We start from the raw sequence: 18964 nt of genomic DNA, 5'->3' as shown, positions 1-18964 counted from the left end.
TGAACAGCAGCACGAGGGCATGCATAGATTGGTTTTTCATACCTTCTCGACCTCCGGACGACCCAGGATGCCGGTGGGCATGAAGAGCAACACGAAGATGAGCAGGGCAAAGGCCATCACATCCTTGTACTCGGTGCTGAGATAGCCCGCGGTGAGCGCTTCCACCACGCCGAGCAGCAGGCCGCCCAGTACGGCACCGGGAATGCTGCCGATGCCGCCCAATACCGCAGCGGTGAAGGCCTTCAAGCCCGCCATGAAGCCGAGATAGGGGTTGATGACACCGTAGTACATGCCGAGCAGCACCCCCGCGACGGCGGCCAGGGCGGCCCCCAGTACGAAGGTGATGGAGATGACCACGTGGGTGTCTATCCCTAACAGGTTGGCCATCTTGATGTCTTCGGAACAGGCACGGCAGGCACGCCCCATGCGGGAGCGGCCGATGAACTGGGTCAGCGCCAGCATGGTGACGAAGGTCACCACGAAGATGATGAGCTGCATGTAGGAGAGGCTGGCCTGGAAGCCATCCTCACCGCCGAGGGTCCAGCCCCCGGAGATCAGAGTGGGCATGGCGATGTCACGCGAGCCCTGGGCCATCCGCATCATGTTCTGCAGGAAGATTGACATGCCGATGGCGGAGATGAGGGGGATCAGGCGGTTGCCGCCCCGCAGTGGGCGATAGGCCACCCGTTCTATGGACCAGCCATAGCTGCCGGTGATGATGATGCTGACCAGGAAGGCGCCCCCCAGCAGCAGCACGGTGCTGTCGATGCCCATCATCATGAGCCCGGCCATCACCATGAAGGCGACATAGGAGCCGATCATGTAGACCTCGCCGTGGGCGAAGTTGATCATGCCGATGATGCCGTAGACCATGGTGTAGCCGATGGCGATCAACGCATAGGTGCTGCCTATGGTCAATCCGTTCAGCAACTGCTGAACCAGATAAAGAAGGTGTTCGGACATACCGCGTTCCCTGTGTACTTGCCCGCAAAGAAAGGAGGGGTGACTCACGTCACCCCGACCGGCAGATTATTTGAGTTGAGTGGAGGTACCGTCGGCGTGCCACTGGAACACACCGAATTCGAAGCCTTTCAGGTCACCGTTCGGCGCCCAGGTCAGGGGGCCCATCACGGTGTCGATCGGTGCGGCCTTGATGGCGGCAGCGACGGCAGCCGGATCATCCTCGCCCGCCTTGGCGATACCGGCCGCCAGGGCCTGCATGGCGGCATAGGTGGTCCAGACGAACGGACCGGAGGAGTCCTGACCCTTGGCCTTGAACGCTTCTACGATGGGGGCGTTGGCCGGCACCAGGTCATATTTGTTCGGCAGGGTCACCAGCAGGCCTTCGGAAGCCGGGCCGCCGATGGCGGAGATGTCCTTGTTGCCCACGCCTTCCGGACCCATGAACTTGGCCTTCAGACCCTTCTCGCCAGCCTGGCGCAGGATCAGACCCAGCTCCGGGTGGTAGCCGCCGTAGTAGACGAAGTCGACGTTCTCTTTTTGCAGCTTGGCGATCAGGGCGGAGAAGTCCTTGTCGCCGGCGGTGATGCCCTCATAGGCAACGACCTTGACGCCTGCCTTGTCCAGCGCGGCTTTCACGCTGGAGGCGATGCCTTCGCCGTACTGTTTCTTGTCGTGGATGACGGCCACGCGCTGGGGTTTGACCTGCTCGATGATGTACTTGGCGGCGGTCGGGCCCTGGTCGCTGTCCAGACCGATGGTGCGCAGAGTCAGCTGGTAACCGCGCTCGGTGATCTTGGGGTTGGTGGAGGCGGGGGTGACCATCAGTACCCCTTCATCTTCATAGATGTCGGAGGCGGGCAGGGTGTTGTCGGAGCAGAGGTGGCCGACCACGAACTTGACGCCGTCGTTGATCACCTTGTTGGCGATGGCCACGGCCTGCTTGGGATCGCAGGCATCGTCATAGATGACGGCTTCGATCTGCTTGCCCTTGATGCCGCCCGCCTTGTTGATCTGCTCGACCGCCATCTTGCCGCCGGTGAACTGCATGTCACCGTACTGGGCGACCGGGCCGGTCAGGGGGCCGGCGATGCCGATCTTGATTGTATCGGCCGCATTGGCCATGGAAACTGATCCAAACAGAGCCAAAGAAACCGCTGCTCTGACTGCCATTTTGCTGAAGTTATGCATTGATTCGTCCCTTAATCAGTGAATTGTTTCATTTTATGCACGTCATTCCGAGCCTGTGTCCCGCCAGCCCGGCGATAGATAAGGTTCTATCATTCCTCGCCGGGCAATAACAAGATGTTAAAGATACTAACCGGAGCAGGCGCGAGAGGGGTTTTGTGAAACTAACACGCAGTTTTTTGATTTTTACTGGAATTTAATGTTGTCAAGTTGATGCAACATACAGATAACAAATTGTCATGGTGACAATTTCCAGAGTAAAAAACTGACGATATTTCATTCTGCGTCCGCTCTCATTTTGACCAAAATCCGTTTGCGCAAAAAGAAATGACCGCATAGATTAGCCAGCATTGATAATTCACTGGCAGCGCCCGTTAAAACCAAGCCTTTATTCGGGAAATCTGCTACTGTTCCGCCTTTGTTATTCAGGAGACAGAGATGGCAACTATCAAGGATGTCGCCTCGCGCGCAGGCGTATCCATCTCCACCGTCTCACATGTACTCAATCACACCCGTCGGGTCAGCGAAGACGCAACCCAGAAAGTGCTTGAGGCGGTGGCAGAGCTGAACTACGCGCCCAACTCGGTGGCGCGCAGTCTCAAGATCAATTCGACCAAGACCATTGGCATGCTGGTGACCACCAGTGCCAACCCCTTCTTCGCGGAAGTGGTACAGGGGGTGGAAGCCTACTGCTTCGAGCAGGGTTACAGCCTGATCTTGTGCAACACCGAGAACCAGCCGCCACGCCAACAGCACTATCTGCGCATGCTGATGGAAAAGCGGGTGGACGGTCTGCTGGTGCTGGGGACCGATATCGACACCCAGTTCAGGGACATGCTGCGCATCCACAAGAAGGTGCCGCAGGTGGTGCTGGACTGGGGCAACGAGTGCGATTTCGCCAACGTGATCAACGACAACGCCCGCATCGGCGCGCGTCTGGCGGTGCGCCATCTGCTGGAGCAGGGCCACACCAACATCGTCTGCATCACCGGCCATCTCGCCAAGCCGACTACCCAGCAACGGCTGGACGGGGTGCGCGATGCCCTGGCTGAACAGGGGATGACCCTGAAAGAAGAGCAGATCTTCGAAGGGGACTACGAGAGCCAGAGCGGCTTCGATGCCATGCAGCGCATCCTGGCCCTCACCCCTCGCCCGACCGCGGTCTTTGCCTTCGACGACCCCATGGCCATCGGTGCCATCTGCGCCGCCTGGGAGGCCGGGGTCAAGGTGCCGGACGATATCTCCATGATCGGCTATGACGACGTGGAGATGGCGCGCTTCTCCAGCCCGCCGCTCACCACCATCCGCCACCCCAAGGCCGAGCTCGGCCTGCTGGCGGTGCAGCAACTGGTGAGCCGGATCCGCAACAAGGAGCTGGAAGTGGAGTCCATGACGGTGCAGCCCGAGCTCATTGTCCGCCGCTCGGTCAAGTCCCTGCGCTGACGGCGCCACGGGTGCCATGAACAAGAAACCCCCTCGCCAGCGAGGGGGTTTCTGTTTTTGGGCCCCTCTCGTATCTGGGGGCGTCAGGCCTTGAGGCCGAGCCGCCTGGCGAGGCGGTGCAGGTTGCCGCCGTCCAGATCCAGCGCCCGGGCGGTGGCGGCCCAGTTGCCGTCATGGGCGGTCAGGGTCTGCTCGATGAGCTGGCGCTGGAACAGATCGGTGGCGGCGCGAAGGCCGAGGCCGGCAATGGCCGGGGAGGCGTGCTGGCTGACGGTGTCGGCGGGCAGGGATGAGCCCGTCGGTCCCAGGTTGAAGTGGTGGGGTTCCAGGGTCGGCGAGGGGCTGCCCTGTTCGGCCCTGGCCAGCACGGCGGCGCGGTGGATGGCGTGCTCCAGCTCCCGCACGTTGCCGGGCCAGTCGTGGCGCTCGAGCAGTTGCAGCGCCTGTGGCTGGATACGCAGCTGCTCCAGCCCCAGGCCGAGCCGGCAGCGCTCGCAAAAGTAACCGGCCAGCAGGGGAATATCGTCTAGCCGCTCGCGCAGTGCCGGGGCGTGGATCGGGAACACGCTCAGCCGGTGGTAGAGGTCGGCCCGAAACTGCCCCTCGACCACCGCCTGTTTCAGGTCCCGGTTGGTGGCCGCCAGGATGCGCACATTCACCTTGAGCGGGGTGTCGTCACCGATCCGCTGCAGATCGCCGTATTGCAGCACCCGCAGCAGCTTGGCCTGCAGCGCAAGCGACAGCTCCCCTATCTCGTCGAGAAACAGGGTGCCCTTGTCCGCGAGCTCGAACTTGCCCGCCCGGTTGTGGATGGCGCCGGTGAAGGCCCCCTTCACGTGGCCGAACAGCTCGCTCTCGGCCACGGATTCGGGCAGGGCGGCGCAGTTGAGGTAGACCAGGGGGGCATGGGCGCGGGGCGAGCCGCCATGCACCGCCTTGGCGATCAGCTCCTTGCCGACCCCGGTCTCCCCCAAAATCAGCACGTTCAGCTCGGAGCTTGCCACCACGTCTATCTCGTGGCGCAACCGGGCCATGGCGGGGGAGCGGCCAATCATCTCGGGCTGGCCCGGCCCATTCTGGGTGGAGGGAGCGAGGGGTTCGCTGCTCTGGCGGGCGAGCCGCTCCAGCAGCAGGGCGTTGTCGAGGGCGGCGGCGGCCAGAGCCCCCACCAGCCGCAGCTCCTCGTCGCTGATGCCGTCGAACTGGGTCGGGTTCATGCCGTCTATGGTCAGGGCGCCGATCAGCGCCTGATCCGAGAAGAGCGGCAGGCCGACGCAGGCGTGTACCTTGAAGTCGTCGTGATCCGGCAGCAGGCCGTCATAGGGGTCGGGCAGGGCGCTGTCGGCAGGGAAGCGCACCACATCCCCGGCGCGGGCGATGGCCTCCATGCGCGGGTGATCCTTGAGGGCGAAGCGGCGCCCCAGCACGTCCTGCATCAGGCCGTCGATGGCCAGCGGGATGAACTGGCCCCCCTCGTAGCGCAGCAGGGCCGAGGCATCCGAGTTCAGCAGGCTGCGCACGCTCTGGATCAGGCGGTGGAAGCGGTCCTGATGGGAGATGCCGAGTTGCAGGTCGAGGGCGATGCGCGCCAGGCTGTCGGTCGAGATCACGATGATTGTCCAAATGACAGTGTGTTTGTGATTTTGACTATAAAGACATGGTGTCATAATGACAATGCGTGATATGCGAAACCATTAAAAACAATGAGTTACATTTTGGCACGTCCGCTGCAATAGCTAGTTCAGTCGAACATACACTATTGCATTCGAGGAACTGCCTGATGAGCATTCACGTCAAGAACAACATTCACTGGGTCGGCCAACGGGACTGGGAGGTACGCGACTTCCACGGCACCGAGTACAAGACCCACAAGGGCACCAGCTACAACAGCTACCTCATCCGCGAAGGGAAGAATGTGCTGATCGATACCGTCGATCACAAGTTCAGCCGTGAGTTCGTGCAGAACCTGGCGGCCGAGATCGATCTCGCCGCCATCGACTACGTGGTGATCAACCACGCCGAGGAGGATCACGCCGGCGCCCTGACCGAGCTGATGGCCCGTATCCCCGGCACCCCCATCTACTGCACCCACAACGCCATCGACTCCATCACCGGCCATCATCACCACCCGGAGTGGAACTTCCACCCGGTCAAGACCGGTGACAGCCTGGACATCGGCAACGGCAAGCAGCTGGTGTTCATCGAGACCCCCATGCTGCACTGGCCCGACAGCATGATGACCTATATGACCGAGGATGCGGTGCTGTTCTCCAACGACGCCTTCGGCCAGCACTACTGCGACGAGCACCTGTTCAACGACGAGGTGGACCAGACCGAGCTGATGGAGCAGTGCCAGCGCTACTACGCCAACATCCTTACCCCCTTCAGCCCGCTGGTGACCGCCAAGATCAAGGAAGTGCTCGGCTTCAACCTGCCGGTGAGCATGGTGGCCACCTCCCACGGCATCGTCTGGCGCGAAGATCCCACCCAGATCATCCTGAAATACCTGGAGTGGGCGGATCAGTATCAGGAAGACCGCATCACCCTGTTCTACGACTCCATGTCCAACAACACCCGCATGATGGCGGACGCCATCGCCCAGGGCATCCACGAGGTGGACCCCGGTGTGGCGGTGAAGATTTACAACGTGGCCCGCCACGACAAGAACGAGATCCTGACCCAGGTGTTCCGCTCCAAGGGGATACTGGTGGGTTCCTCCACCATGAACAACGTCATGATGCCCAAGGTGGCGGGCATGCTCGAAGAGATCACCGGCCTGCGTTTTCGCAACAAGCGCGCCTCGGCCTTCGGCAGCTACGGCTGGACAGGTGGTGCGGTGGACCGGATCCAGACCCGATTGATGGATGCAGGCTTTGACATCAGCCTCTCCCTCAAGGCCAAGTGGCGGCCGGATGGCTCGGCGCTTGCCGAATGCCGCGAGCATGGCCGCCAGCTCGCCCGTCAGTGGGCGTTGCACCCGCTGGACGCACCCCGCCCGATCACCACAACCCAGGCAACCGTGACGCCCGTCCCCGCGATGCCTGCTGTTGAGCCGCAAACCGAAGCGGCCGCCGCCGAATGGGACGATGATCAGGCCATGCTCTGCACCGTCTGCCAGTGGGTCTATGACCCGGCGCTGGGCGAGCCGGATCAGCTGGTGGCGCCGGGCACCCCCTGGGCCCAGGTACCGGAGAGTTTCCTTTGCCCGGGTTGCGGCATCGGCAAGGAGGTATTTGAACCCTGCGCCGTGGAGGTCTGTGTATGAGCGCAGCAACGCAGAGTGACGCCGGCATCAGCCGGGAGATAGTGGTGATCGGCAGCGGCTTCGCCGCCCAGCAACTGGTCAAGAGCCTGCGCAAGCTGGATGGGGAGCAACCCATCCGCCTCATCACCGCCGACAGCGGCGACGAGTACAACAAGCCGGACTTGAGCCATGTGGTGAGCCGGGGCTGCGCCGCCGCAGCCATGACCCGTCTTAGCGGCAGCGACTTTGCCGAGCAGCAGCGCATCGCGCTGCTGCCCCACAGCCCGGTGCTCGGCATCGATCCAGCCCGGCGGTTGGTGCTAACCGAGCAGGGGGAATTCCCCTACGGCAAGCTGGTGCTGGCCACCGGGGCGAGCGCGGCGCGCCCCGATCTGCCGGGCAGCGAACACCTGGTCACCCTCAACAGCCAGCAGGAGTACGCCGCCACCGAGGCGCAACTGCGCCAGGCCCGCCGCATCCTGGTGCTGGGGGCGGGGCTCATCGGCTGCGAGCTGGCGATGGACATGGCGAGCGCAGGAAAAGAGGTGACGCTGGTGGATCTGGCCGACAGCCCGCTCAGCGCCCTGCTGCCCGCCACCCTGACCGAGCCGCTGCAACAGGCGCTGCGCACCCAGGGGGTCAGCCTGCAGTGCGGGACGGGTCTCGCCAGGATGGATGCCCAGCCGGGGGATGGCTGGCGCGTCACCCTGACCGACGGGCGCGTCAGTGCGCAGGATCTGGTGATCGCCGCGATCGGCCTGCGGCCGAATCTGGCCCTGGCCCGCGGGGCCGGGCTGGCAGTGGAGCGCGGTATCCTGGTCGACGATCGGCTGCAGACCAGCGACCCCCATATTTTCGCGCTGGGGGATTGCGTGCAGTGGCAGGGTCAGCTGCTCCCCTTCCTGCAACCCATAGTGCTGGGGGCCAATGCGCTGGCGCGCACCCTGCTCGGCACGCCGACCCTGCTGGCCCTGCCGCCCATGCTGGTGAAGGTGAAGACGCCGCGCTACCCGCTGCAACTGGCGGGTCGTACCCGGGGTGAAGATCTCGCCTGGCAGTGCCGCTGGAACAGCCACGGCATGGTGGCCGAGGCGCGCGACCAAGCCGGCGAGTTGTGCGGCTTCGTGGTGGGGGGTGACCAGATGAGCGCCGCCTTCCCGCTGCTGCGTCAGCTGCCCCGTTAACCCCTTTCATTGCACCGGCCGGGTCGACCCGGCCACTCGAGGAGAACCGATATGGTCATGCAACTGATTCCGTCTCACTGGGTGGTGCGCCGCTCCACTCCCTTCTTCACCCGCGAGAATGTGCCCCAGGCCCTGCTCACCCATCACAACACCGCGGCCGGGGTGTTCGGCCAGCTCTGCGTGATGGAGGGGACCGTCACCTATCACGGCTTTGCCGACGAACAGGCCGAGGAGCCCGAGGTGAGCCTGGTGATCCGGGCCGGGGAGTTTGCCACCAGCCCGCCCCAGTACTGGCACAGGGTGGAGCTGTCGGAGGATGCCCGCTTCAATATCCACTTCTGGGCCGAGCAGGCAGAATCCGACCAGCCGCTGTTCCACAGCCGCAAATAACGGGGTTTAAGGCTGAGGGGGCGGAGCGGGCGAATGCCCCCTCTGCCCATGCAGATCAAAATCATCAACTCAGATGTTGGTTATCCTGCCCCCTCGATTCGGATGAGCACAGTGAGGGAAACATGAGCCTGTTGGAAGCCCTGACCATGACCTCGGGTCTGGTCTATCTGGTCCTGTTGTTGTGGCAGGGCCGCAGCGGTTGGGGCTGGACGCTCTCTCTGCTGTTGGCCGCCGCGCTCTGGCTGCTGGTGGCGGATTCGGTACTCTGGCTCGCACTGGGGCTGGTGGCCACGACCCTGGCGATCTGGCTGCGCTATCGCCCCCTGCTCATGCTGGCTCATATAGACAGTCAACGTCTCAGAACGGCTACCAGGCAGCTATTGCTGCTGTGTTGGGGGTTGGTGGCGGTTCAATATGTTGTTCATATCGGACAGTTGGGGCTGGGGATGACCCCCTGGCTGGTGCGCCCCGACGTGGTGGACGGTTTCCTGCCCATCGCAGGTGGTCTCGGGCTGCGGGCCTGGCTCGGGCAGGGGCTGACGGACCCCCATCACCCGGCGGCCACCGTCACCGTGCTGGTGCTCTCCCTGTCGGCCCTGCTGCTGGGTCGGGCGTTTTGTGCCTGATTCTGCCCGCTCGGGCTGGTGGGGGAGTGGCTGCACGGCCTGCGCTCGCGCCTGTTGCCGGGGGAGTGGACCCCGCCGCGCTGGCTCGATGCCGTGTTGCGCGGCCAGAAGTTTCTGGTGCTCGCCTTTCTGCTCTTCATCATATTGCTGGCGGTACCCGCCGCCGCCCTGCCCGGCTACCTTGCCAGCCCCTACCATCAGGCGGCGGACATGAAGATGGGGGCCTTCTTCTTCAACCTGACCCTGATCTCGGGCCTGTGCCTTGGCTGGGTGCTGCTGCTCACCGCCACCTTCCGGCAAGGGTTCTGCCGCTACCTCTGCCCCTATGGCGCCTGGTTCGCCCTGCTCGGCCTGCTGACCCCATTGCGCATTCGCCGCGACCCGGCCCGCTGCCTGCGAAGTGCGGGCCACGACTGCGACAAGTGCAGCCGGGTTTGCCCCTCGCGCATCCAGGTGCACCAGCTCATCGCGGTGCAGAGTCTCGAGTGCACCAGTTGCCAGAGCTGCGTGGCCGCTTGCCCCAAGCGGGCCGATGCACTGCATCTTGGCACGCAAGGGCAGCGACTCGCCCCCCGTCAGCTGCTGGGGCTGCTCTGTCTGTTGCTGCTGGTGTTGCCGCTGCTCTCCTACGGCTTGCTGGATCTCTGGGTCAGCCAGACACCGATCCCTGACCGCTACGAGTTGTTGCAGCGGCTGCCCTGGCTGAGCCACTGAGGGTAAGTATTCACCGGAACAGTATTGACACAGGAAAAATGAGACGATCGTCTCTTGATCCCACTTTCCTGCTTGCTTGATCCTGCTCCTTAGATACGCTCCCCCCATGAGCAAAAACACCATGCATTCCGCGGGAATGCCCACCACTCTGGAGCAGGCCAACGAGCTGATTTATAAGCTCCTCGACCGCATCGCCGAGCTGGAGGACCGCCTCAATCAGCACAGCGGCAACTCCTCCAAGCCGCCTTCCAGCGACGGCCCCGGTGCACCGCCGCCGGCCCGCAAGCGTCCGGCGTCCGGCAAGCAACGGGGGGCGCAGCCCGGTCACAAGGGACATCGCCGCGAGCGGCATCCGCTTGATGCCCGCCTGACCCTGGTCCCGCATTACCCTGCCGCCGATTGCGCTTGCTGTGGCGGGGACATGGTGGCCCATGCCAAACCCTATCAGGTTCATCAGGTGTTCGAGCTGCCCGAGGTGAGCTATCTCGTCACCGAACACCAACTGTATCGTGCGACCTGCTCACGGTGTATCGGCACGACCCAGGCCGCACTGCCAGACAACGTCAGCAGCAGCCAGATGGGGGCCAATCTGCTCAGCTACATCGCGCTGCAAAGCGGCCAGTTTCACCAGAGCGTCAGCCAGATACAGCAGCAGCTCAAACAGCATTTCGGCCTGAGTTTTAGCCGGGGCGCCATCAGTGAGGCGCAGGGGCGGGTGAGTGCCATGCTCACCCCGACCTACCAGGCCATCAAGCAGCAGGTGCAGACGGCCACCCACGTTCATGCCGATGAGACCCGGCATCAGCGGGGTGGAGAGCGCCGCTGGATGTGGCTGGCGCTGAGCAAGATAGCCGTCTGCTTCATGACGGCCTATGGCCGTGGTCAGGAGGCGGCCAAGCGGCTGCTGGGCGCCGAGTTTGACGGGGTGCTGGTGACCGACCAGTACGCCGGCTACCGGTTTATCGACGCCGACCAGCGGCAACTGTGCTGGGCCCACGTGGCCCGCAATCTCGCGGCCATCGCCGAGAGTAGCGAGCAGTGCAACCAGCCCATCGGTGCCCGGTTGGTCTTGCTGGCGGATGCGGTGTTTCGTACCCGGCACCGTTGGGAAAGCGGTGCGTTGAGCAAGCAGAAATACCTGCGCAGGCTCGCGCGTTACCGGCAAAGCTGGCGAAGCCAGTTGGAGCGCGGCGCCCTGTTGTGCAGCAAACGCTACCGTGGACGATGCCAGTTGCTGCTGCGGGATGACGAGATGCTGTGGCGGTTTATGACTGACGACGAAATAGCGCTGACCAACAACGAGGCGGAGCGGGCGCTGCGTGGCTATGTGCTCTGGCGCAAGGGTAGCTACGGCGTGTGGTCTCACCGGGGCGAGCTGTTTCGCCAGCGCATCCTGTCGTTGGTGGAGACCGGCAAGCGATTGGGCCGCTGCCCACAGGAGTGGTTGAGGGCCGTGGTCAGGGCGTGCATCGAGAAGACAGATTATCCCATCCCGGCAGAACTGATGCCGTCAACCCCGTCCTGGTGAATAGATACCACTGAGGGGGGAAAGGGCAAAAGGTGGATGATGGGGGGATCTTTCGGATTGGCGATAATAAGCTGTATAAAAATCCCCCGCCAAATTGTTAGCACCATCCCACTTTGCTCATATTGCAATTGATCATATAGCGCTCCCCACCATAATGGGTGCTGTTATTTGGCGTTGTTAATATCAATTGGATGAGCAACAACATGAATATCAAGGTCAGCTATCCCAAGTGGTTTACCCTGGACCATAAGATCGCGTTCTTTTTCCCGCTGTAATTCCCCGCGGCGGCGCGGCATGCCTGCCATGCCACAAGCCCGCCTCCATTCCTGAACTGAAATAGCTGCACCTGTCTTCGCCTGTTTATTCTGGCGAGGCGATGTCGTGCATCCATTTCCCAATATTTCCCACCTGCCGGACATTCTATTTTCGGCGGGGGAAGAGACTCATTTTGAATATTTAAATCTGGGGTGTTTATATTATGGAAAACTTCAAGCATCTGCCCGAACCCTTCCGTATTCGTGTCATCGAGCCGGTCAAGCGCACCACCCGTGCCTATCGGGAAGAGGCCATTGTCCGGGCGGGCATGAACCCCTTCCTGCTGGACAGCGAAGACGTCTTCATCGACCTGCTGACCGACAGCGGCACCGGCGCCATCACCCAGGACATGCAGGCCGCCATGCTGCGCGGTGACGAGGCCTACAGCGGCAGCCGCAGCTACTATGCCCTGCAACAGGCGGTGCAGGAGATCTTCGGCTACTCCCTGACCATCCCCACTCACCAGGGGCGCGGCGCCGAGCAGATTTACATCCCCGTGCTCATCAAGAAGCGGGAGCAGGAGAAGGGGCTGGATCGCAAGAAGATGGTGGCCCTCTCCAACTACTTCTTCGACACCACCCAGGGCCACACCCAGATCAACTGCTGCGTGGCGAAGAACGTCTACACCAGGGAGGCGTTCGATACCTCGGTCACCGCCGACTTCAAGGGCAACTTCGATCTGGTGAAGCTGGAAGAGGCCATCCTGGAGGCGGGTCCCGCCAACGTGCCCTACATCGTCAGCACCATCACCTGCAACTCCGCCGGGGGGCAGCCGGTCTCCATTGCCAACCTGAAGGCGGTGTACGAGATCGCCAGAAAGTACGACATCCCGGTCATCATGGACTCCGCCCGCTTCGCCGAGAACGCCTACTTCATCCAGCAGCGGGAGCCTGGCTACGCGAACTGGACCATCGAGGAGATCACCAGAGAGTCCTACAAGTACGCCGACGGCCTCGCCATGTCGGCGAAGAAGGATGCCATGGTGCAGATGGGGGGGCTGCTGTGCTTCAAGGATGACAGCATGCTGGACGTCTACACCGAGTGCCGCACCCTGTGCGTGGTGCAGGAGGGCTTCCCGACCTATGGCGGCCTGGAAGGGGGCGCCATGGAGCGCCTGGCGGTGGGCCTGCGGGACGGCATGCGCCAGGACTGGCTGGCCTATCGCATCGGCCAGGTGCAGTACCTGGTGGACGGGCTGGAGGCCATCGGCGTGGTGTGCCAGCAGGCGGGGGGCCATGCGGCCTTCGTGGATGCGGGCAAGCTGCTGCCCCACATCCCGGCGGATCAGTTCCCGGCCCACGCCCTGGCCTGCGAGCTCTACAAGGTCGCCGGCATCCGGGCGGTGGAGATAGGTTCCCTGCTGCTGGGGCGCGACCCCGCCACCGGCAAGCAGCACCCCTGCCCGGCGGAGCTGCTGCGCCTGACCATTCCCCGTGCCACCTATACCCAGACCCACATGGACTTTGTCATCGAGGCCTTCGGCGAGGTGAAGAAGAACGCCCACCGGGTGAAGGGGCTCGACTTCATTTACGAGCCAGCCGTGCTGCGCCACTTCACCGCCAGACTGAAAGAGGTCGAGCATAACGACCCGTCAGCCGGTAAGACGCAGAAAAAATTGATAGAAGCATAACGAGTCAGGGGCACAGATTTTTCTGTGCCCTTTTTTTTTCACTGCTCTGTGAAAGATTTGGAGTGACACACATGACATCAACACCGTCCGTCATCGGAGGGGCCTGCATCATTGCCAGCGTCTGTGTCGGTGCCGGCATGCTGGGGCTGCCGAGCGCGGGAGCCGGGGCCTGGACCAGCTGGTCAACCCTCGCCATCATTCTCACCATGGTCATCATGACGGTTTCAGGCTGGATGCTGCTGGAAGCCCTGAAACCCTACGCATTGACTGCCTCCTTCAACTCGGTGACCAAGGATCTGCTCGGTCGCAGGATCAATCTCTTCAACAACCTCACCGTCTATTTCGTGGGCGGCATTTTGCTCTATGCCTATATCACCTCGTCGGGTCTCATCCTGGGCGGCCTGCTGGGCATCAATAGCCAGCTGGCCTCGGTGTTGTTCGTGCTGGTGTTCTCCTGGTTTGTCTGGCATTCGACCCGGGCGGTGGACAGGATTTCGGTCGTCCTGATCGTCTTTATGGTGCTGAGCTTCGTGTTCGGGGTCTCCGGGCTTGCCAGCAAGGTCGACACCGCCAAGCTGTTCAACTCCTTTGCCGAAGAGCTGGGCCGCGCCCCCTATGCCCTGGCCATGTTGCCGGTGGCGCTCACCTCGTTTGGCTACCACCACTCGGTGGCATCGATGCGCGCCTATTACGGCGAGGAGCAGAAAGCCAGGCAGGCGATCCTGGGGGGGACCCTGATCGCCCTGGCGCTCTATCTGCTGTGGCTGCTCAGCATCTTCGGCAACCTGCCTCGTCCCGCCTTCGGCCCCGTCATCGCCAAGGGGGGCGACGTGGATGTGCTGCTCGGGGCGCTGGCCTCGGTGATAGAGTCCAGGCAGGTCTCCCAGGCCATCAACCTCTTCTCCATGGCGGCCATCCTCTCCTCCTTCATCGGGGTGGGGCTCGGGGTGTTCGACTATCTGGCGGATCTGTTCCGGTTCGACAACAGCCGCGCCGGTCGCACCAAGTCCTGGGCGGTGACCTTCCTGCCCCCCCTGGCGCTCTCCCTGATGTTCCCGTTCGGCTTCGTGGTGGCCATCGGCTATGCCGGGGCCGCGGCGACCGTCTGGGCCTGCATCATCCCGGCCCTGCTGGCGAAGAAGTCCCGGGAGCTGGCCCCGGACGAGGCGGGGTTCAAGGCTCCCGGCGGCCAGCCCATGGTGGTGGCCGTCATCGTCTTCGGGGTGCTTACCGCCATCTTCCACCTGATGGCCATGGCGGGTCTGCTGCCCGTCTACACCGGCTGACCCTGGTGTGCTGAACCTGGCCCCATCCCGAGCATATTCCACGGATGGGGCGCAGGATCCGGCCCGTTTCCCCCCATTTTCCCTCCGGATTTGATACCCGAAGGCATGCAGGGTAAAGTCCCCCGGCGCCAGCAGTGGCGAACGCAGGAGAAGCACGGCGGTGTGCCGTGACCAGTCGACAATCCGTTTGGGGGAGTAATGGAACAGAAACCATCGTTGGTGGGCGGGGCATGCATCATTGCCGGCGTCTGTGTGGGGGCCGGCATGCTGGGGCTGCCGAGTGCGGGGGCGGGCGCCTGGACCCTCTGGTCCATGCTCGCGGTGGCACTGACCATGGTGGTGATGACGGTCTCCGGCTGGATGCTGCTGGAGTCCTATCGGGGCTATCCCCTGCGCGTCTCCTTCGATACCGTGACCCGGGATCTGCTGGGGGAGAAGGTCAACGCCCTCAACAATCTCAGCGTTTATTTCGTCGGCGGCATCCTGCTCTATGCCTACATCACCTCGGCCGGTCTCATCATCGACGGCATGACGGGGATGGGCAGCCAGTGGGCGTCCGTGCTCTTTACCCTGGCCTTCTCCCTGCTGGTGTGGCACTCCACCCGGGCGGTGGACCGCATCTCGGTGTTGCTGGTGATCCTGATGGGGCTGAGCTTTGCCTTCGGCATCTCGGGCCTGTCGATGAACGTGCGCCTCGATCTGCTGCTCGACCGGGTGGGCAGCGAAGTGAGCTACGCTCCCTATGCCCTGGTGATGCTGCCGGTGGCGCTCACCTCGTTCGGCTACCACCATTCGGTCTCCTCCATGCGCGCCTACTACGGTGAAGAGCGTCGCGCCAGCCGCGCCATTCTGGGGGGCACCCTGATCGCGCTCGCGTTTTACCTCATCTGGCTGGTGAGCGTCTTTGGCAACCTGCCCCGCAGCGAGTTCGGCCCGGTGATCGCAGAGGGGGGCAACGTGGATGCCCTGCTCAAGGCCCTCGGCTCGGTGATCGAGTCCAAGGCGGTGGCCAGCGCCCTCAACGCCTTCTCCATGGCGGCCATCCTCTCCTCCTTCATCGGGGTGGGGCTCGGGGTGTTCGACTACCTGGCGGATCTGTTCAAGTTCGACAACAGCCGGGGTGGCCGCGTCAAGTCCTGGGCGGTGACCTTCCTACCGCCCCTCATGCTCTCCTTGCTGTTCCCGTTCGGCTTCCTGGTGGCCATCGGCTATGCGGGCGCCGTGGCGACCCTGTGGACCTGCATCATCCCACCCCTGCTGGCCTGGAAGGTGCGGGCGGCCCGGCGCGAAGAAAGTGGCGAGGGCTTCCGCGCCCCCGGCGGCCTCTTCATGATCGTCCTGGTGATCCTGTTCGGCGTGCTGACCGCCGCCTTCCACCTGCTCAACATGGTGGACCTGCTGCCCGCCTACAAGGGCTGAGCCGTTACCCGGGTCGCAGTGCCAGCACACAATGACAAAGAAGGAGCCTCATGGGCTCCTTCTTGCTTGTCACACAGGCAATATTGGCGTCGGTTACTGAATGCCGACCGACAGGGAGTGGGGGACCTTGGCGCCTTTACGGGCGGTGGCGCGCATCTGGTAGACCTGGATCAGGTACTTGCCCGACTTGGGCAGGGTGCCTTGCCATTTTGTGTCCACGTTGCCGCCGCCCAGTGCCTCGGCCTGACCCGGGATGGCGCCCGGTGCGAAGACGTTGAAGTTGGCATTGGTACTGCCGGTGATGGCGACCGTCATGGTCTGGCCTTCTTTGGCGCCCAGGGTGTAGTTGATGGTGTCATAACCGGAGAAGGTGCCGTCAACCTTGGCGCTGTGCGCGCCTTTGGCGAAGTGCACCGGCACCGTGGTCACCTTGTCTGCCGCCTGAACCGAGGCCGCCATCATCATGGCCAGCAAGGCGGCCGTTACTGCTTTTTTCATTATGTATTGCTCCTGTGATCGGGCCCTGGCACGGGCCTCAAGGGGAAGATATGCCTGAACGATGACGCGACTCCATCGAAATGATGGGACGGTCGGAGCGGGGGATGTTGCAAGATTTGGGGTATGCACAGACGGACATGGTGCCTTTTGGCCGCAAGTCAGATGAACACAAGGTCGATGGGGTTTTATATGGCGAGTTTCCTGATACAGGGGGCGTTTTTGTCAACGTGGTGTTGACGAACAGGGTGCCCGCTGCGGCCATGACTCTGCGACAGAATTGATCGCCCCGGGTCTCCTGCATGGTCAGGACGCGGGAGGGCTTGCGAAAAAGAGGACGTTAAGGTTGGCTGGTGCCCCCAGCCGCCATGGCCTGCTGCTCATAGCGCGCCACCGTGCCGTCCTGCTTCATTTGCCGGATCACGCCGGCAAGGGGGGCCAGCAGATCCCGATGCCGTTCGTGCAGATAGACGTAAGAATCGGCCAGCTCCATCACCCCGGCGGAGTAGATGCCGGCATAGCCCGGGTCCTGGCGCGTCAGGGCGGCGAGGGCCTGGCTGGCAATCAGGGTCTGCTCCACATAGAGGTCACTGCGCCCCTTGAGCAGCTTGCCCATCCCCTGCTCGGCGGTGGCGATGGCAAAGAGCCGGTCCGGTGCCACCACCTTGCCCAGCATCATCTCCGGCAGCTTGGCGCCACGGCGAAACTCGACCCGATAACCGGTGCCCTGCAGGCTGTGCCACCCCTGCAGCTGGATCCCGGGCTGGTGGGCATAGGCCTGATAGGAGACGGCGAAATGGGGCTCGGGCACGCGCTGGAGGGTGCGGGTCTGCTGCTGGTAGCTGGCGGCGCGGTGGATCTCGCCATCGACCTGTCCCTGCTCTGCCAGCAGGGGGGCCCGTCCCCCGGGGTAGCCCTGGTACTGGAAGTCATAGCCCAGGCGGGCGAACGCATCCCGATAGATGAGATCGAGCCAGCGACCATAGGGGGACTCCCTGGTTTCAAGGGAGCTCACCAGTGTGATGTTGCCTCTGCCTTGCGCCCCCCATACCTGGAAGGCCAGCAGCAAGAGCAGTGAAAGAGCGAAGAAGCGGTATCCTGAAACCTGCGCCATGGTGTCCCTGTCAGAGCGGTGGTTGCAAAGGGTGACAGTCCCATCCTAGCCCAGGGGGTTGCCCGGTCCAGCGCTTTCTGCCGTCCGCCCGTGGATATCCTCCAGGCCGCCTCCCGTCCCGCCTTGTCCGAATGAACGTCAACCAAGGGAGACGGCCAGCGCCGCTCACAGGCTGGCGAAATCCACCTCGGGCAGGGTTTCGAAGCCGGGGCGGGCAAACAGATAGCCCTGCATCAGGCTGACGCCCATCTCCCGCAGGCAGGCCATCTCGTCGCGGGTCTCGACCCCCTCCGCCAGCGGGGTGATCTGCAACTCCGTAAACAGCGCCAGACAGTGGCGAACGATGGCCTGACGGATCGGGTCCTGGTCGATGCCGCGCAGCAGGTGCATATCGAGTTTGATGATGTCGGGGCGAAAATCGGCCAGCAGGCTCAGGCCCGAGTAACCGGCGCCAAAGTCGTCGATCGCCGTCTTGAAGCCAAGGGCCTGATAGTGATCCACGATGCCGCGAATATGGCGGTTGTCCTGCACCTGTTCCACCTCGGTGAACTCGAACATGATCTGCTCGATGGGAAAGAGATGCTCGCGGGCCGCCTGCAACGTGGTGCGGATGCAGCGCTCCGGGCGATAGACCGCATTGGGCAGGAAGTTGATGCTCAGCATCCCCTTCATCCCGAGCCGTGCCGCCAGCGCGATGGCCTTGATCCGGCACAGCTGATCGAAGCGGTAGCGGTTGTCGTCGTTGACCCGGTCAATCACGCTCTGCGCCGACTCGTTGTTGAGCCCCCGCACCAGGGCCTCGTAGCCGAAGACAGTGCGTTGGCTGCAATCGACGATGGGCTGAAAGGCCATGGTGAAGTCGAAGTCGAGATCCACCTGCTCATGACACTGCTGGCAGAGGGTGGAGGACGGGGCGGCAGGTATGTCCATGACGTTCCTTTCAAGGCGTGGGGTCGCGAGAGATTGCCTCAAAGGATAACAGCTCCTCTCTCGCCGGCAGAGGTTATTCCTTGGGGCTGGCGGGTATCGGGTAGAGGATTGTGTGGCAAAGTCGGGGCCATGATGGATTCGACAATGACCGATCAATACCAAGCAGCATACTCCGTAGGCCTCCGTCGCCCCGTAGGTTCGATTAGCGCAGCGTCATCGGACGAACGAGAGGTGTTGATAGTGGCTATTGCCGTGCAACAGGAGAGGCCAACCGGAGTGGAAAATTCGGCTGGCCGTGATGGCGGGAGAGCCCATTTACGCGAACGTCCGATTACGCCTGACGGCTAATCGAACCTACGGGCTTGGTTGCGGATGTTACCGTGCAGCAGGGGCGGCCAGCCGGAGGGGAAATTTGGCTGGCCGTTATGGCGGGAGAGTCTATTTACGCGAACGTCCGATTACGCCTGACGGCTAATCGAACCTACGGGCTTAATGATT

The 18964-nt window shown here is 62.9% G+C and carries 16 protein-coding genes and 1 pseudogene; 11 read left to right on the top strand and 6 right to left on the bottom strand.

Going from position 1 to position 18964, the window contains the following annotated elements:
* Window positions 1-36: 36 nt before the first annotated feature.
* Window positions 37-963, bottom strand: a complete 927-nt coding sequence (livH, locus tag H7R73_RS22610; RefSeq protein ID WP_010672383.1) for a high-affinity branched-chain amino acid ABC transporter permease LivH — start codon at window positions 961-963, stop codon at window positions 37-39.
* 66 nt (window positions 964-1029) lie between these two features.
* On the bottom strand, window positions 1030-2151 hold the full coding sequence (locus H7R73_RS22605; RefSeq protein ID WP_039041003.1) for a branched-chain amino acid ABC transporter substrate-binding protein: 1122 nt from the start codon (window positions 2149-2151) through the stop codon (window positions 1030-1032).
* A gap of 435 nt (window positions 2152-2586) precedes the next feature.
* Here H7R73_RS22605 and H7R73_RS22600 point away from each other — a divergent pair, with 435 nt between their 5' ends.
* Window positions 2587-3591: a substrate-binding domain-containing protein gene (locus H7R73_RS22600; RefSeq protein ID WP_042017407.1), complete on the top strand. Its 1005-nt coding sequence runs from the start codon at window positions 2587-2589 to the stop codon at window positions 3589-3591.
* 83 nt (window positions 3592-3674) lie between these two features.
* Here the strand turns inward: H7R73_RS22600 and norR are convergent, their stop codons facing one another.
* Window positions 3675-5201, bottom strand: a complete 1527-nt coding sequence (gene norR / locus H7R73_RS22595) for a nitric oxide reductase transcriptional regulator NorR (RefSeq protein WP_103261010.1) — start codon at window positions 5199-5201, stop codon at window positions 3675-3677.
* 170 nt (window positions 5202-5371) lie between these two features.
* On the opposite strand from norR, the gene norV reads away from it, so the two are divergent.
* The 9 genes and pseudogenes from norV (at window position 5372) to H7R73_RS22550 (ending at window position 15927) form a co-directional block, all read left to right on the top strand.
* Window positions 5372-6856 (top strand): anaerobic nitric oxide reductase flavorubredoxin, encoded by a 1485-nt coding sequence (gene norV, locus H7R73_RS22590; RefSeq protein WP_103261009.1) that lies wholly within the window; start codon window positions 5372-5374, stop codon window positions 6854-6856.
* Window positions 6853-8019 carry an NADH:flavorubredoxin reductase NorW gene (gene norW, locus H7R73_RS22585; RefSeq protein WP_103261008.1) on the top strand — a complete coding sequence of 389 codons (1167 nt, stop codon included), beginning with the start codon at window positions 6853-6855 and terminating at the stop codon, window positions 8017-8019. Before norV ends, norW begins: the two co-directional genes overlap by 4 nt.
* Window positions 8020-8070: 51 nt before the next feature.
* Window positions 8071-8409 (top strand): DUF1971 domain-containing protein, encoded by a 339-nt coding sequence (locus H7R73_RS22580; protein WP_103261007.1) that lies wholly within the window; start codon window positions 8071-8073, stop codon window positions 8407-8409.
* A 122-nt stretch (window positions 8410-8531) separates the two neighbouring features.
* Window positions 8532-9749, top strand: a pseudogene (locus H7R73_RS22575) (4Fe-4S binding protein).
* A gap of 106 nt (window positions 9750-9855) precedes the next feature.
* Window positions 9856-11277 (top strand): IS66-like element ISKpn15 family transposase, encoded by a 1422-nt coding sequence (locus tag H7R73_RS22570; protein ID WP_043155065.1) that lies wholly within the window; start codon window positions 9856-9858, stop codon window positions 11275-11277.
* Between the two features lie 191 nt (window positions 11278-11468).
* On the top strand, window positions 11469-11552 hold the full coding sequence (gene tnaC / locus H7R73_RS24600; protein WP_069652909.1) for a tryptophanase leader peptide: 84 nt from the start codon (window positions 11469-11471) through the stop codon (window positions 11550-11552).
* A gap of 203 nt (window positions 11553-11755) precedes the next feature.
* A complete protein-coding gene (gene tnaA, locus H7R73_RS22560; protein WP_010672391.1) occupies window positions 11756-13222 on the top strand; it encodes a tryptophanase in 1467 nt (488 codons plus the stop codon).
* Window positions 13223-13293: 71 nt separating this feature from the next.
* Window positions 13294-14508, top strand: coding sequence for an aromatic amino acid transporter (locus tag H7R73_RS22555; protein WP_039041009.1), 1215 nt, complete (start codon window positions 13294-13296; stop codon window positions 14506-14508).
* Between the two features lie 198 nt (window positions 14509-14706).
* Entirely contained in the window at window positions 14707-15927 is a 1221-nt protein-coding gene (locus H7R73_RS22550) for an aromatic amino acid transporter (RefSeq protein WP_103261005.1), read from the top strand.
* 93 nt (window positions 15928-16020) lie between these two features.
* Here H7R73_RS22550 and H7R73_RS22545 read toward each other — a convergent pair whose 3' ends face one another.
* Window positions 16021-16425 (bottom strand): hypothetical protein, encoded by a 405-nt coding sequence (locus H7R73_RS22545; RefSeq protein ID WP_010672394.1) that lies wholly within the window; start codon window positions 16423-16425, stop codon window positions 16021-16023.
* A 104-nt stretch (window positions 16426-16529) separates the two neighbouring features.
* Here H7R73_RS22545 and H7R73_RS22540 point away from each other — a divergent pair, with 104 nt between their 5' ends.
* On the top strand, window positions 16530-16706 hold the full coding sequence (locus tag H7R73_RS22540; RefSeq protein WP_158657362.1) for a hypothetical protein: 177 nt from the start codon (window positions 16530-16532) through the stop codon (window positions 16704-16706).
* 56 nt (window positions 16707-16762) lie between these two features.
* On the opposite strand, the gene H7R73_RS22535 is transcribed toward H7R73_RS22540, so the two are convergent.
* Both H7R73_RS22535 and H7R73_RS22530 read right to left on the bottom strand, forming a co-directional pair.
* Entirely contained in the window at window positions 16763-17536 is a 774-nt protein-coding gene (locus tag H7R73_RS22535; RefSeq protein WP_103261004.1) for a hypothetical protein, read from the bottom strand.
* A gap of 165 nt (window positions 17537-17701) precedes the next feature.
* Entirely contained in the window at window positions 17702-18466 is a 765-nt protein-coding gene (locus H7R73_RS22530) for an EAL domain-containing protein (RefSeq protein ID WP_103261003.1), read from the bottom strand.
* Window positions 18467-18964 lie beyond the last annotated feature (498 nt).

Source organism: Aeromonas sp. WP2-W18-CRE-05 (assembly GCF_014168615.1).
Lineage (GTDB): Bacteria > Pseudomonadota > Gammaproteobacteria > Enterobacterales > Aeromonadaceae > Aeromonas > Aeromonas caviae.
This window is presented reverse-complemented; position numbering and strand designations above follow the sequence as displayed.

Coding starts and splice junctions, on each gene's coding strand:
- livH (WP_010672383.1), bottom strand. CDS start 963: ATGTCCGAACACCTTCTTTATCTGGTTCAGCAGTTGCTGAACGGATTG.
- H7R73_RS22605 (WP_039041003.1), bottom strand. CDS start 2,151: ATGCATAACTTCAGCAAAATGGCAGTCAGAGCAGCGGTTTCTTTGGCT.
- H7R73_RS22600 (WP_042017407.1), top strand. CDS start 2,587: ATGGCAACTATCAAGGATGTCGCCTCGCGCGCAGGCGTATCCATCTCC.
- norV (WP_103261009.1), top strand. CDS start 5,372: ATGAGCATTCACGTCAAGAACAACATTCACTGGGTCGGCCAACGGGAC.
- norW (WP_103261008.1), top strand. CDS start 6,853: ATGAGCGCAGCAACGCAGAGTGACGCCGGCATCAGCCGGGAGATAGTG.
- H7R73_RS22580 (WP_103261007.1), top strand. CDS start 8,071: ATGGTCATGCAACTGATTCCGTCTCACTGGGTGGTGCGCCGCTCCACT.
- H7R73_RS22570 (WP_043155065.1), top strand. CDS start 9,856: ATGAGCAAAAACACCATGCATTCCGCGGGAATGCCCACCACTCTGGAG.
- tnaC (WP_069652909.1), top strand. CDS start 11,469: ATGAGCAACAACATGAATATCAAGGTCAGCTATCCCAAGTGGTTTACC.
- tnaA (WP_010672391.1), top strand. CDS start 11,756: ATGGAAAACTTCAAGCATCTGCCCGAACCCTTCCGTATTCGTGTCATC.
- H7R73_RS22555 (WP_039041009.1), top strand. CDS start 13,294: ATGACATCAACACCGTCCGTCATCGGAGGGGCCTGCATCATTGCCAGC.
- H7R73_RS22550 (WP_103261005.1), top strand. CDS start 14,707: ATGGAACAGAAACCATCGTTGGTGGGCGGGGCATGCATCATTGCCGGC.
- H7R73_RS22545 (WP_010672394.1), bottom strand. CDS start 16,425: ATGAAAAAAGCAGTAACGGCCGCCTTGCTGGCCATGATGATGGCGGCC.
- H7R73_RS22540 (WP_158657362.1), top strand. CDS start 16,530: ATGTTGCAAGATTTGGGGTATGCACAGACGGACATGGTGCCTTTTGGC.
- H7R73_RS22535 (WP_103261004.1), bottom strand. CDS start 17,536: ATGGCGCAGGTTTCAGGATACCGCTTCTTCGCTCTTTCACTGCTCTTG.
- H7R73_RS22530 (WP_103261003.1), bottom strand. CDS start 18,466: ATGGACATACCTGCCGCCCCGTCCTCCACCCTCTGCCAGCAGTGTCAT.